11 protein-coding genes are annotated in these 14,260 nt (G+C 40.1%); 2 read left to right on the top strand and 9 right to left on the bottom strand.

Going from position 1 to position 14,260, the window contains the following annotated elements; genetic code table 11:
- Positions 1-142: 142 nt before the first annotated feature.
- The 8 genes from KCTC52924_RS03785 to ccoS all read right to left on the bottom strand — a co-directional run bounded on the left by KCTC52924_RS03785 (position 143) and on the right by ccoS (position 7,582).
- Positions 143-1,012, bottom strand: coding sequence for a PIG-L deacetylase family protein (locus KCTC52924_RS03785; RefSeq protein ID WP_251807141.1), 870 nt, complete (start codon positions 1,010-1,012; stop codon positions 143-145).
- Between the two features lie 144 nt (positions 1,013-1,156).
- Positions 1,157-1,858 carry a sulfite exporter TauE/SafE family protein gene (locus tag KCTC52924_RS03780; RefSeq protein WP_251807142.1) on the bottom strand — a complete coding sequence of 234 codons (702 nt, stop codon included), beginning with the start codon at positions 1,856-1,858 and terminating at the stop codon, positions 1,157-1,159.
- 39 nt (positions 1,859-1,897) lie between these two features.
- Positions 1,898-2,344, bottom strand: a complete 447-nt coding sequence (locus tag KCTC52924_RS03775) for a FixH family protein (RefSeq protein ID WP_251807144.1) — start codon at positions 2,342-2,344, stop codon at positions 1,898-1,900.
- A 190-nt stretch (positions 2,345-2,534) separates the two neighbouring features.
- Positions 2,535-3,953 carry a cytochrome c oxidase accessory protein CcoG gene (gene ccoG / locus KCTC52924_RS03770; RefSeq protein WP_251807146.1) on the bottom strand — a complete coding sequence of 473 codons (1,419 nt, stop codon included), beginning with the start codon at positions 3,951-3,953 and terminating at the stop codon, positions 2,535-2,537.
- A 93-nt stretch (positions 3,954-4,046) separates the two neighbouring features.
- Positions 4,047-4,928 carry a cbb3-type cytochrome c oxidase N-terminal domain-containing protein gene (locus KCTC52924_RS03765; RefSeq protein WP_251807147.1) on the bottom strand — a complete coding sequence of 294 codons (882 nt, stop codon included), beginning with the start codon at positions 4,926-4,928 and terminating at the stop codon, positions 4,047-4,049.
- Between the two features lie 63 nt (positions 4,929-4,991).
- Entirely contained in the window at positions 4,992-5,165 is a 174-nt protein-coding gene (locus tag KCTC52924_RS03760; protein ID WP_251807148.1) for a CcoQ/FixQ family Cbb3-type cytochrome c oxidase assembly chaperone, read from the bottom strand.
- A gap of 6 nt (positions 5,166-5,171) precedes the next feature.
- Positions 5,172-7,370: a cytochrome-c oxidase, cbb3-type subunit I gene (ccoN, locus tag KCTC52924_RS03755; RefSeq protein WP_251807149.1), complete on the bottom strand. Its 2,199-nt coding sequence runs from the start codon at positions 7,368-7,370 to the stop codon at positions 5,172-5,174.
- Positions 7,371-7,372: 2 nt separating this feature from the next.
- Complete coding sequence (gene ccoS, locus KCTC52924_RS03750) at positions 7,373-7,582, bottom strand: cbb3-type cytochrome oxidase assembly protein CcoS (protein ID WP_251807150.1); 210 nt, start codon at positions 7,580-7,582, stop codon at positions 7,373-7,375.
- Positions 7,583-7,988: 406 nt separating this feature from the next.
- Here ccoS and KCTC52924_RS03745 point away from each other — a divergent pair, with 406 nt between their 5' ends.
- The gene (locus tag KCTC52924_RS03745) at positions 7,989-10,637 is read left to right on the top strand and encodes a c-type cytochrome (protein WP_251807151.1); all 2,649 of its coding nucleotides are present in this window, start codon (positions 7,989-7,991) and stop codon (positions 10,635-10,637) included.
- A gap of 417 nt (positions 10,638-11,054) precedes the next feature.
- On the opposite strand, the gene KCTC52924_RS03740 is transcribed toward KCTC52924_RS03745, so the two are convergent.
- Complete coding sequence (locus KCTC52924_RS03740) at positions 11,055-13,433, bottom strand: heavy metal translocating P-type ATPase metal-binding domain-containing protein (protein WP_251807152.1); 2,379 nt, start codon at positions 13,431-13,433, stop codon at positions 11,055-11,057.
- Positions 13,434-13,556: 123 nt separating this feature from the next.
- On the opposite strand from KCTC52924_RS03740, the gene KCTC52924_RS03735 reads away from it, so the two are divergent.
- Positions 13,557-14,243 (top strand): Crp/Fnr family transcriptional regulator, encoded by a 687-nt coding sequence (locus KCTC52924_RS03735; RefSeq protein ID WP_251807153.1) that lies wholly within the window; start codon positions 13,557-13,559, stop codon positions 14,241-14,243.
- Positions 14,244-14,260 lie beyond the last annotated feature (17 nt).

Genomic DNA, 14,260 nt, shown 5'->3' with positions numbered 1-14,260 from the left:
CATTTTTACGATGAGAATATATCTTCCTAGTAGTGGTCCTTTACCGGTTTGGGAGGTAGCGATGAAGTTTTGAAATAAGTATATAACGAAAATACCAAAAGGATACTTGACTAGTTAAGAATCACTATAGTTGCGTTCTCGACTATTTTTTAAGCATAGGGAATAGCCTCATTATTTCCTCATCGGTGGGTTGCTTTCCGTACTCGCATATTTCAAATCCTTCTATGTGTTTAGCGTTGGAGGCTTTATTTCCGTACCATTTTTCTGCACATTTCAAAAATGCATCATTGGGAGCCTTAGATCTCCAATTGGCCAACATTTCCAGTCTGTCCTTATCCTCCTTGGGTACTTTTTCTAAATTGCCGGCGGTCCAGGGAAGCCATTCAAAGAACTGGGATTTATGTGCTGACATGGCATATATCTTTTGGTCAAAAACCTCATCAATAATAACTGCGATATCGGGTTCGAAAGGGCTAGGCTTTTGAAAACCATCTTCGGAGTATAGGAAAACCGGATTTTTTTTGAGTGGTGGTACTTCTGGGGCTACATTGGGAACAATGACCATATAGGCTGCATCTTGTACCAACACGCCAGTATACCTGTGGTCCGGATGGTAGTCATTTGGCCGTGGGGCAATAACCACATCGGCATTCCATTTTCTAATTTCTCGTATCACTTTTAAACGATTTTCCAAAGTAGGCATCAATTCCCCATCATGGTTGTCCAATACTGCGTACGCTACTCCAAATCTTTTTCCTGCTTCCTTGGCCTCTGCAATCCTAACCCTGGCAAGTTCTCCACCGCCCATGGCATAATGACCAGCGTCACCATTGGTCAGGGATACAAACTTTACATTGTGGCCCATTTTGGCCAGTAATATGGCCGTGCCACCCGTGTCAATATCACAATCATCGGGATGTGCTCCAAAAACAATTACGTTGATCTTTTCACCTTGTGAAAATAAAAGGCTTGCATTTAAAATAAGATAACAGATCAGTAGGGCTTTCTTCATTTTAAGTGGTTTAAGGTTTGGTTGCTACTGGCCATAGTGCAGTTAAATTGTAAAAGTCTATGAACAGGGTATTTCTAAGCACTAGAAAATTACACTATTTTCACAACTATCACAAATTTGATTTACAGCTATTGGAAGGGGCTTTTAATGGCACTCCACCTCGCTTGAGACTACTTCTGTGACTGGTGCTGGGGAGATATAGGGAATGCCGAGTCCCATTCCTCTTAGTATAAAAAGAAGACCAATTAATACTACAAATACAGGGATTAGGCGTTGAACAGATTTTTTGGCCTTACCTTTTATCATGCTACCAAAATAGACGGCGGTCGTCATTAAGGGGATTGTACCCAATCCAAATAATATCATAAATAGGGCGCCTAACCATGGGTTGGCAGTGGCAATACTGCCAAATAGGGCCATATATACCAAGCCACATGGCAAAAACCCGTTTAGGAAACCAATGGTTATAAAGGTATCTGCACTTTTCTTTTTCAACTCTTTGCCCATTTTATTTTTCAGTTTGGACAAGAGACCATAAATAGGTTTAGAAAGATTGTATTTGCTGAAAGTTTTATAAGGAATAAGAATTATAGCGATCATTAGTACCCCTATAATAATGGAGAGCTTTTGCTGTAGCCCAAAAACATATAGACCTTTGCCTAAAAATCCAAAGACCAGTCCTATAATACCGTAGGCGGTTAATCTCCCAAAATGGTATAGAAAAACCTGTAGCAATTTCTTCCCCGGTCTGTTATGATCTACAGGAAGCATAAAAGCAATGGGGCCGCACATGCCAACGCAGTGAAAGCTCCCCATTAGTCCTAATATAAGAGCGGATGCTAACATGGTTTGTTTTTTATTTTTCTAGTAGAATTATAGGAGTTTTTAATGAGTAATTTTCTCCTTGTACATATACGCTTCGCCATTGTATTCCCATGAAACTTTAAGGTCCCATCTGCCGTCCACTAAACGATTTTCGGGTATAATTAAATGGTTGTTAGACAAACTAATGGGAAAATCAAAGTCCAATTGTTTGTTAGATGGTCTATAAAGGGACACAGTTCCTTTAATAGTTGCTTGATCCAGATCTTTTGGAAATTCTAATTTTATGCCTGCTGGTGTTCTTACCATGTTAAGATTGACATTGTTTTCGTTAGCGTTGATTTCGGCGTCCAATTCCTTTTGAAATCCAATTTCGGCTTTGTAATAATCTTCCCTGACCAAATCGTGATTCGTACTATCGTCCATACCCATTCGCACTACAAAAAATAGGATAAAACTTATGAATCCTATAAATGCTAGTACAATTCCTGTTCCCCAATTAATTTTCATTTGTAGATATTTATTGATTTTTAACGGTCATATGCGAACTTGACGGCAGTCAGGTTCGCATATCTTCATTCGTATTTGAGACCAGATTTTGGTCATGCTGATTTCAAGGTTACCTAATTACTTTTCTCTCCATAATTTGGGAGGTGATTGTTATCCCCGTTTTAGGGTTAATGGTGTCCATACGGTTTACTTATTTATAGCTTCTTGGTGCCATAAATCTTGCAGTGGTCGTTTCAATTTTATTCTCCCCGCTATAGACTCCAATCATTAACTTGTTTTTATCGCCTTCCAAGGCGGAATTGTTTATTTCGATGAACAAGGTCCCTTCGATCAATTCTTGAGCGGGAACCGTAAAGTTATTATGCCTAACAAGCTTAATGGTTCCTTTATGCGATAATAGTTTAAAGCTAACATCGGCAATATCCATACTGGTTTTGTTTACCAATTTAAATGTATATACGTTGCTAATAATATTCCCTTCCTTATGCTCGTACAATTGCCCTGGAAGTCCTAATATATTGGCTTCCAGATCATTTCTTAAAAAAAGCATCCCAATCAGTAAACCGGTAAGGATGACCAATACGGCAGTATAACCTTTGAGTCGGGGCGTAAACTTAAACTTGGCCTTTTTCTCAATATTATCCTCACTGGCGAAGCGTATCAAACCTTTAGGTAGATCTACTTTCTCCATTATATCGTCGCAGGCATCAATACAAGCGGTGCAGTTAACACATTCTAGTTGGGTCCCATTTCTTATATCTATACCAGTGGGGCAAACATTTACACATTGGAAACAATCAATACAGTCTCCGTGGCCAATAGCTTCCCGATCTTCCCCTTTTCTAAATTTTTTTCTGCCCTTTTCACTCTCTCCGCGTTTGTGATCGTAGGCCACAACAATAGATTTGTTGTCTAGCAACACTCCTTGCATACGGCCATAGGGGCAGGCAATAATACAGACTTGTTCCCTAAACCAAGCGAAGATAAAATAAAATACTGCGGTAAAGATCAGAAGAGAGGCCATGGTGCTCAAATGTTGCGTGGGCCCTTGTTTAATATACTGTATCAGCTGATCGCTTCCTATCAAATAGGCGAGAAATACGTTGGCGATGATAAAGGAAATCACGAAAAAAATAAACCACTTCAGGGTGCGTTTTCTGATTTTATCTGCGTTCCAGGCTTGTTTTTCCAACCTAATTTGTGCACCTCGGTCACCATCGATCCAGTATTCTATCCTTCTAAATACCATTTCCATAAAAATGGTCTGAGGACATATCCAACCACAGAAAATTCGGCCAAAAGCAACAGTGAACAGGGAAATAAAAACAACTCCAATAATCATGGAGATCACAAACAAGTAAAAATCTTGGGGCCAGAACGGAAATCCAAAGATGTTAAACCTGCGTTCCAAGACATTGAACATTAGAAATTGGTTGCCATTTATTTTTATAAATGGACCCAATAATAAAAATATCAAGAGAAAATAGCTTACATACTTTCTATATTCATACAGCCTACCGCTGGGTTTTTTTGGAAATACCCAAGCCCTTTTTCCCTCTGCATTTATAGTTCCTATAGAATCCCTAAAATTGTCTTGGTCCTGCGCCATCTTTGTAAAAATGTATTATAATTTTGGATACCTCATCCAATCTGTTATTACAATCTACTCCAAGAACCTGTTTAGAAAAATTCTTGAAATGTTTTATTTACTCTCTACCCAAACTTCACCTTCGGCATCTTTGGGATTCGCCGGTGTTGTACCCTCTAATTCCTCAAGAATATAACTGGCTACTTGGGCCATTTCCGCGGGTTTAAGGATTTGCTTCCAGGCCACCATTCCCTTGCCAGCGCGGCCGCCTTCTGAAATGGTATGGAAAACATTTTTAATTCCTCCTCCTAGTATCCAATATTCATCCGTTAGGTTTGGTCCAATTCCCCCGCCTCCATCTGCCATATGGCAAGCCACACAATTGGCGGTGTAAAGCGCTTCGCCAGCTTTAATGTCCGAGGCATCGGTTAGTAATTCTACCGTATTCGCATCTACAAGGCCTTTGGCGGTTTTCTTATAGTTTTCAATTTCCAATTGGGCTTCTGCAACGGCCCTTTCGTACTCCATATCCTGATTTTCTCCGTTAAAAACATGGTAACGTGCTAGATATACAACGGCAAAGACAATGGAAGCATAAAACAGATATACCCACCATGGCGGAAGATCATTGTCTAGCTCCCGAATTCCATCATAATTATGGTCTAGGATTATTTCCCCCTCCTCTGCTACCGCTTTTTCACCAATCATATCTTCACGTAGCTTCTTGGCCCATTTCCATTCCCACTGTTTGGAACTGGTTTCCAAATACCGCTCTTGTGCCTCTGGGGACAAGGTTTGGAACATCACATTTTCTACGGACTTTATGATAAGCTCTATCCCTACCAATAAAAATAGAACGACTCCCATAAAGATCAATGTTATAGGATGTTCAATAAATGCCGGTTTGTCTCCCGAGTCTACGAAGTATTCCATCAATCCGAAGATTAAAAAGAAAACTAGCGGAATTCTGATCCACCAAGGTGAGTGATTTTTCATTTTAACTGTTTTTAATTGGTTTGCTATGGTTGTAATTGTTGTTTTGTTCCTTTAACTAATTTTTTATTCCTCTTCTTTTAACGGCAGTTCGCTAACTTCCTTGATGTGTTCTTTGGATGCCGTAAATACCCACCAGAAAAGGACGGTAAAAAAGACAAAGAAAATCAGTAGTGATATCATGGGGTAGATAGCTACCCCATCAATACTTTCCATATAACCTTTTACGAATTTGAACATAACTTTCTAATTTTGGGAGATTTCCTCGTTGGTTTCCTTGATTTTAATATCGGTTCCCAGACGCTGTAAGTAGGCGATCATCGCTACAATTTCTCGGTCTTTCATTTCTATAAAATCTTCCCCATTTTCCGCAGCATACTTTTTGTCCTCCTCGTAGCTCGATGCAAAATCAGGGTCGCTATATAGGTTTTTTTCTATTTGAGTCGCCTGTTGGTCCATATGTTCATAAGCGTTGGTTATTTCATCTTCACTATAGGGTACCCCCAAAGTAACCATAACTTCCATCTTTTTTTGTATATCGCTTTTGTCAAGTTCATCTCTAACCAACCAAGCATAAGCAGGCATTATGGAGCCAGAGGATGTGCTTTGTGGATCGTACATATGGTTTAAGTGCCAGCTGTCCGAATATTTTCCGCCCACCCTTAAAAGATCGGGACCGGTACGTTTACTTCCCCATAGGAAAGGATGGTCGTACACAAATTCCCCTGCTTTTGAGTATTCGCCATATCGTTCCACTTCACTTCGGAAGGGCCTTACCATTTGAGAGTGGCAGCCTACGCAACCTTCCCTAATATAAAGGTCTCTACCTTCTAATTCCAAGGGGGTATATGGTTTTACACTGGTGATGGTGGGAATATTTGATTTCACCAAAATAGTAGGTACAATTTGAATGATTCCCCCAATTAAGATGGCTACTGTAGCCAGAATAGTCAACTGAATGGGCTTGCGTTCTAACCAAGTATGAAAGGTCTCACCTGCAGTCCTTTTCTTGGAAACTCTTGTTAGGGCCGCAGCCTCTGCCAATTCGTCCTCTACCTCGCTACCTGACCTTATTGTTATAACAACATTGTAGATCATTACCATGGCCCCCACTATATACATGGAGCCTCCAATAGCACGCATCCAATACATCGGCATTATCTGGGTTACGGTTTCCAGGAAGTTTCCGTACACCAAAGTACCATCAGGATTAAATTCCTTCCACATTAATGCCTGGGTAAATCCAGCAACATACATGGGCAATGTATATAATATGATTCCCAAAGTACCCAACCAAAAGTGAAAGTTGGCTAAGGGAACAGAATATAGTCTTGTTTTAAACATCCTTGGTACTAACCAATAGATCATACCAAAAGTTAGGAAGCCGTTCCATGCCAATGCACCCACGTGTACGTGTGCAATAATCCAATCGCTAAAGTGGGCAATGGCATTTACATTCTTTAAGGATAACAAGGGGCCTTCAAAAGTAGCCATCCCGTATCCCGTAATAGCGACTACCATAAACTTAAGAACAGGGTCTGTCCTCACTTTGTCCCATGCTCCTCGAAGGGTCAATAATCCGTTAATCATACCACCCCAAGATGGCGCAAGTAACATAATGGAGAAGGCTACCCCTAGATTTTGTGCCCATTCCGGTAAGGAAGAATACAAAAGGTGGTGTGGACCTGCCCAGATGTAAATAAATATCAAGGACCAAAAATGGACAATAGAAAGTCTATAGGAGTAAATTGGTCTATTGGCCGCTTTTGGAATAAAGTAATACATTAATCCCAAAAATGGAGTGGTCAGGAAGAATGCCACCGCATTGTGACCGTACCACCATTGCACCAGCGCATCCTGTACACCAGCATACACCGAATAACTTTTAAAGGCGCTTACTGGAATAGATAAACTATTAAATATATGAAGTACGGCAACAGTTACAAAGGTGGCGAGATAGAACCAGATGGCAACATATAAGTGTCGCTGTCTTCTTCTTAGCATGGTGCCAATTAGATTCCAGCCGAAGGCAACCCAGACCACAGCAATTGCCACATCTATTGGCCATTCTAGTTCTGCGTATTCCTTGGAGGAAGTATATCCCAAAGGCAACGTAATGGCGGCTGCTACTATAATTGCCTGCCATCCCCAAAAGTTAAATTTGCTCAAACCATCACTGAACATCCTTGCCTTTAACAAACGCTGTGTGGAATAGTAGACACCTGCAAAAATGGCATTTCCCACGAAAGCAAAAATCACGGCATTGGTATGTAGTGGTCGTAAGCGCCCAAAACTTAACCAGGATATTCCATCCGTAATGTTTGGGAAAAGAAACATAAAGGCGAGCAAGAGCCCGACTGACATTCCCACAATTCCCCAGAACATAGTAGCATAAAGGAATTTTTTTACGATCTTATTATCGTAATAGAATTGTTGTACTTCCATAATTACAATTTTTGACTTTCAATAATTTGGTTAGATTTTTCTTTTGGGTCTTTTTTTGAAGCGCCCTTTACCAGTTCGTCCTCAAACAGCATACGAACAGAAGGGGTATAGGAATCGTCATACTGACCACTCCTTACAGAGACTATAAATGCAATGAAAAAAACTAGGGCCACTAAAATGCTTAGCGCCAATAATAGATAAATAACACTCATACCTGCCTGAATTTCGCCGTAAAATTATACATGCTGTTTTTGTAATTATATGACATTTCTCAGTTTTCAACAAGTTAACGTAGTGTATTGTTTGTTAATAAGGCTTGTGTAAACTTTTAAATAGGATGTAATTCGCTGTAAACGTATGCATTAGTTATGAAGATCGCCTAGAGAAAAAATAGTTTCTAAAATAAAATCACTAAATTTTATTTTAGAATTATAATGTAAACGAAACGTTCAATGGGGATTAAGTTAGGAAAATATATTTTATGTTCGAATAATTCAATTAATGAAAGGGTTTTTGCGAAAGATTTTTAGTTTTGCGACTTCTTGTTGAAAACTTGGTAAATATTAGCCGGAGTTCATTTTAAGAGTATGTGATTTTAATATATTAATAGCGTAAACTATGTTTCAAAAAATTGGAATTTTATTATTGTTGGGGCTGCTTGTTGTCAGTTGTGGAGAGGATAAGGTCCCATGTGCCCTAAGTAGTGAAGTGATTGATTATCCCATGGCAGATTCTTTGGCACAGGCTTTTAACTGGCCAAAGGATTTAAAAATAACCGGATTTGCCGGTCCAGATCTTACTCCTAGTCCGGCTTGTATGGCGGTGGCAGCTACAGGTGAAGTCTTTGTAGGAGTAGATATGATGGGCTCGCTTGGGAAGGATATGGGAAAAGGATTTATCAAACGTTTGGTAGATTGCAATCATGACGGAGTAATGGATTCCTATACCAAATTTGCGGAAGTAGATAATCCAAGGGGAATATTGCCTATTGGAAATCAGTTATTTGTACTTCATACCACCTTTACTGAGGAAACGGGAAAGGCCAATAATATGGACTTGATCGTTTTTGAGGATCTGGATAATGACGGCGTGGCCGATGGCCCTGCGAAAGTATTGATCCAGAACCTGAGTAATTCTAAATACCTTCAGGAAAGAGGTACCGATCATGCTACCAACGGAATTCAAATGGGAATTGATGGGTGGATCTATATCGCAGTGGGCGACTTTGGATTCCATAACGCTACAGACCGTGAGGGTACTCAGCTAACTATGTTGGGCGGAGGAGTACTTCGTGTACGCCCCGATGGCACCGAAATGGAAGTGTATACCCATGGCTTGAGAAATATTTATGACGTAGCAATTGATCCCTTCATGAATATCTTTACGAGAGGAAATACCAATGATGGTGGGGGATGGAATATTCGATTTGCACATCACATACAAACTGGGGAATACGGTTACCCTATGCTTTTTAAACATTTTACGGAAGAAATTATCCCTGCCTTGGTAGATGTTGGAGGCGGATCTGGAACAGGGGCATTGTTTATGAACGATAATCGTTGGCCAGAAAAATACAACAATGTACCCATGATGGCAGATTGGGGAAGAAGCTTCCTATATATGCATAGGGTTACAGAAGACAACATCAGTTTTACCCAAAAAGAAGAGGAGTTTATAAGACTTCCACAGATAACGGATCTAGATGTAGACGCCGCTGGGGTTATGTACCTATCCGCTTGGGATGGTGCAGGGTATTCTGGAAGCCCGGATAAAGGGTATATCGTAAGGGTAACACCGGAAAATTTGGAATATGAGGCCTTTCCACAAGTGGAAAATATCTTTTGGACCAAGAATTTGGTGGACTTGTTAAAATCAGGAAACGCTAAATCTAGATTAAGTGCGCAATACGAATTGATTAAAAGAGGCAAGGGAGCAAGTGCTGTTTTAAATTTAGCAAAGGATAAATCATTATCCTTGGAAGTGCGCACCGCAGCTATCTTTACCTATGCTCAATTGGCTGGAGAAAATGGAATAGATAAATTGGTGTCGCTTACCAATGACCCGGAGGTTCAGGAATTTGCCTTAAGAGCATTGGCAGACCGTTTGGGAGCAGTGGAAAATGTTCCATCAGAGCCCTTTATAACGGCATTAGAATCTGGTACAGACCGAGTGAAGGCTGCAGCTATTGTAGGTTTGGGAAGACTGGGCAGAAAGGAGCTTGCACAACACTTATTGGATGTTCCGGTTCCTAATTCCTTTAGAGCACCAACCTTGGGAAGTGAAGGGCCACACGCCACACCTAATTCAGAGATTTTAGCGCCTCACTTGGCCGTAAAATCCCTTGTTGCGTTAAATGCGGAGGATGCAATTGTAGAAGCTTTAAATACTAACAATAAGGACTTGGCGCTATGGGCCATGCGTTATATGCATTCCCCAAAGGTAGTAGACGGGCTTATCAAAGCCTACGGCGAAACCGACGAGGAAGTACTTAGGGAGAAAATAAGCAATACTTTGGCTCGACTTTTTCATCAGGAAGCCCCTTATGATACCTCTTGGTGGTGGAGCACAAGACCAGATACACACGGCCCCTATTATAAGACCGTAAACTGGGATTACACCCCAGTAATACGCGCTTTCCTTACCCAAGAATGGGAAAAAGCAGCAGAGGATAAGAAGGAGTTGTATGCCGAGCTTAATAGTAAATACAGATTGGGGATAGAGGAGTTTGGAATCTTGGAGAAAAGAGAACCAAAAGAAGATTTGCCAATAGTGGACTTCGATAAAATTAAAAATAAAAAAGGACAGGTAGGCGAAGCTTCTATAGAAGATATCATGATCGCACTTAAGCAAATTAAGGGCGACCCAGCAAGTGGAAAAGAAATCTATGCAAGTCAAGGTTGCTTTGCGTGTCACAGTATTAGCACCAGTGAGGTGATGAAAGGACCCTTTATGGGGCAGATCGGTTCTATTATGAATAGGGAGCAGATAGCAGAGTCCATTTTAAAGCCAAACGCATCCATATCCCAAGGGTTCTCAACGGTAAGGATAGCGACTAAGAGTGGAGACATCCATGTAGGATTTGTAACCGAGGAATCGGCTAGCGACCTAACTATACGTAATATTGCCGGGATAGCTACAGAACTTAAGGTGAATGATATTGCCGAAAGAGAAGAGCTATCAACCTCTATGATGCCACCAGGATTAGTGAATTCACTTAGTTATGAGGAATTCGCCTCCCTAATCGCATTTCTGGAGCAGCAGAAATAAGAGATTTATTTTGGTCATAACATAGGTGTAGGCCGACTTATTTGAGGAAAAAGGAAGCAATCTTTAGAGATTGCTTCCTTTTTTTTTGGATGCTAGTCAGAAATCATAGCAGGTCGAATTTTTTGGCGTTCCCCTATCGGGTCGCTCTTTCCGCTATATCTTTTTTGGATGTTTTTACAAATGCTTATTTGTGCATTAAATGGGCATTGTCTACAATACCTACAAGGTTTGCGAAACCTTGCAAGATTAGGAGCAATCGGGTTAAAAGCCAAAAAAGGATGCCGCTGCAATAGCTAACGCGGAAAATCAGTTAGCAGTATTTAGTGACCTGTACGTCTCTGATATAAGGTAACCCCTTAAAAGTGCAACACTATTCTAGAGCCCATACCCGAGATAAAAAACACTTTTAAAAATTACTTATTTATCCAATTTTCTTCCCAATAGGTTGGTAGATACCGTTGTAAAAGCTACAATGCTGATAGAGCTTAATGGCATTAAAATTGCCGCTATTACGGGCTCTAATTGACCGGTAACCGCAAAATAGAGTCCAACCACATTGTACATCAAAGAGAGAAGGAAACTTAGCTTTATAATTTTAATGGCTTTTCGGGATGCTAAAATATATAGGTATAGATGCTTAAAGTTTTTAGCATCTAAAATTCCGTCACAGGCAGGGGAGAATACATTTATGTTTTCTGAAATGGCAATACCTACATCGCTTTGTGCCAAGGCCCCTGCGTCGTTTAGACCATCTCCAACCATTAAAACCTTTTTGTGCTGTTCCTGAAGCCTACTTATGAATTCCAGTTTATTTTCCGGCTTTTGGTTAAAGTACAATGCAGTTCCTTTGGGCAGCAATTTGGAGAGGGTAGCTCTTTCGCCATCGTTATCTCCCGAAAGTATGGCCAATTCCATATCGGTGGACATGTCTTTGAAAATTTTTTCGACTCCCTCTCTATAGTGGTTCTGAAAAATATATCGGCCCTTGTATTGATCGTTGGCGCTAATATGTACGGCAGTATTTTCGGTAGGATTATTTAGGTTGCTACCCACAAAGGAGGGAGAGCCAATTTTTATTTTATCATGTACAGTAGTGCCTGTTATTCCTTGCCCCAATTGCTCCTCATAATCCGTTAACGTAATGATGTCGTGGTCTGCCAAAAGTTCGTAAAGTTTTCTACTTAAGGGGTGGTTAGAGGACCGCAAGGTGTTCTTAAGCAAGGATTCCTCCTCTAATGTCAATTCCATCCCTTCGTAATGAACCTGGCTATCAGCTGCAGTGGTTATAGTTCCTGTTTTATCGAAAATTCCAGTGTCTATCTGTGCTAATTGCTCTATGGACTTCGTGTCCTTTAGGTAAAATTTATGGCGTCCAAAGATTCGCAGCATATTTCCCAAAGTAAATGGTGCGGCTAAGGCTATGGCGCATGGGCACGCAATAATAAGTACTGCGGTAAACACATTAATTATCTTCCCTGGGTCTAGAAATAACCAAACGGCCGAAGATACAAAGGCTATAGTAAGTACTGCAATAGTAAATCGCTTGCCAATACGGTCGGTCAACGTTTTAAAACTGCTCGATTTGTCTTCTTGGAAAACGGCATTGCTCCAAAGCTGTGTAAGGTAGCTTTGTGAAACGGATTTTACGGCTTCAATTTCAATGGCACTGCCCAATTGCTTGCCTCCAGCAAAAATTTTATCGCCAGAATTTTTATGGACAGGCTCAGATTCCCCGGTAACAAAACTGTAATCTATTTTTGCACTGCCGCTCATCAATATAGCATCAACAGGAATTATTTCACCACTGCGTATCAGAATTCGGTCGCCTTTTTCCAGATCATAGACCTGTACGTTTTCTTCCTTATTCTCTTTGGTAATTCGCGTAATTGCAATAGGGAAATAGGATTTATAATCGCGTTCAAAGGATAGGTAGGAGTATGTCTTTTGCTGAAAGAACTTGCCCAGAAGCAAGAAAAACACCAATCCGGTAAGACTGTCGAAGAAACCGGAACCCCAATCAAATATTATTTCAACAGTACTCCTGATAAAAAGGACCAAGATTCCCAATGCAATTGGGACATCAATATTAAGGAAACGCGACCTTAAACCTTTGTATGCCGAAATAAAAAAATCTTGTCCAGAATAAAAAACCACAGGTAGGGAGAATGCGAACATCAGCCATCTAAAAACGACTTTAAATTGTTCCAGCCAATACTCTCCAACATCAAAATATTCAGGGAAAGAAAGGAACATCACATTGCCAAATGCAAACCCTGCAATACCTAATTTATAGATTAGACTCCTGTCTTTAATCTTTTTAACGTTATCAAAATCCTTTAAGGAAATATAGGGTTCATACCCAATCCTTGCCAAAAGTAGTACTACGTCTTTTAGGGGTGTTTTTTCCGAATTATAGTTGACTCTTACTGTCTTTTCAGGAAAGTCTACCTGGGAACTTGAAATTCCCGGAGCCAATCTATTTAGGTTTTCCAATATCCAAATACAAGAGCTACAATGTATATGTGGTATTTGTAAATTTACGATTTGAAGACCATTGTCGTTAAATTCGATAAGTTTTTCCTGGATCTTTTCAGACTCAAGAAAATCAAATTTCCCTTCCATTTCGTTGGGTGTGGTCCCTGCAGCAGATTGTAGGTCATAATAATAGGATAGGTCATTGTTGGAGAAAATCTCGTAAACTGTTTTGCAGCCATTGCAACAAAAACTTCTATCATCATAGTTTATAGTAGTGTTCCCACAAGTATCACCACAATGGTAACAAGTTGGCGTATCCATATCATGTTTGCTTTATCCCCAACTGCAAAGATGGTTACCTCGGCAGCGGCAAAACATGACAATCGTCAGTTTTGGCCTAAATAATAATTCCTAAATTTGTTGCGTCAGGTAAAATCTTAGTATATGAGTAGATGTGAAAATTGTATTATTCGCGAATTTAATTCTTTGCGGGCAATGAGCAAGGAAGAATTAAAAAAGGTCTCGGACACTAAAACTACCAAGATACTTAAAAAAGGCGAAACCATATTTGAGGAGGGGGAAAAGCTAAACGGCGTTTATTGTGTGCGGGAAGGAGTTTCTAAACTTTCCAAGTTAAGTCCAAATGGTAAAGATCAAATTGTAAAGTTGGCGACCAAGGGTTCTGTCTTGGGGCAACGTTCTGTTATAGCCGAAGAATTATCCAATCTTAGCGCTACTGCAATTAATGATATGGAAGTTTGTTTTATACCTAAGGATGCTATTGTGGACACTTTAAATAGTAATCCCAATTTTGCTGTTGAGGTATTACGGCATATGGCACACGATTTAAAGGAAGCCGATGATGTTATTGTAAATATGTCCCAAAAAACGGTAAAACAACGGGTTGCAGAAGCCTTTATTTATCTAGACGATAATTTTGGGGTGGATAATGAAGGATTTTTGGCTCTTACCCTATCGAGGGAGGATATTGCCAATGTAGTGGGAACAGCTACAGAATCTGCTATCAGGATTATTTCAGAATTTAAAAAGATGGGTCTGATCAAAGCTTCCGGAAAGAAAATAGGCATTATTAACCCTAAAGGACTTGCCGATCTTATAGTGGGGATGTAGGTTAATAGCGAATAAAT

The sequence above is a fragment of the Arenibacter antarcticus genome, assembly GCF_041320605.1.
GTDB lineage: Bacteria > Bacteroidota > Bacteroidia > Flavobacteriales > Flavobacteriaceae > Arenibacter > Arenibacter antarcticus.
This window is presented reverse-complemented; position numbering and strand designations above follow the sequence as displayed.